Below are 257 nucleotides of genomic sequence, written 5' to 3'. Positions count from 1 at the left end.
GTGCCGGTACTGCTCCCGCACGGCCGCCGCCACCCGGGCCTCCGCCTCGATCATGCCCGCGCAGGTCAGCAGCACGTCTTCGAAGGCCATCTGCCGACGCTCGTCCTTGAGCTTCTCGTAGGCGCTCTGCACCGCCACGACCTGATCGACGCCGAGGCGACCGACGCCGCCGGGACGCGCCGCGGCGTACTGCTCGATCGACCGCATCGTGACCTTCCGCCACTCGATCTCCCCGGCGACGTCGCGCAGGGTCGCGG

At 72.0% G+C, this 257-nt stretch carries 1 pseudogene; it reads right to left on the bottom strand.

Annotation, left to right across the window (positions count from 1 at the left end):
* Nucleotides 1–257 (bottom strand): annotated as a pseudogene (locus QM517_RS18095) (ATP-dependent DNA helicase); the annotation flags it as partial.

Source organism: Microbacterium sp. IEGM 1404, from assembly GCF_030056775.1.
Taxonomy (GTDB): Bacteria; Actinomycetota; Actinomycetes; order Actinomycetales; family Microbacteriaceae; genus Microbacterium.
The sequence above is the reverse complement of the archived record's forward strand: the minus strand, read 5'-3'. Positions and strand labels throughout refer to the sequence as shown.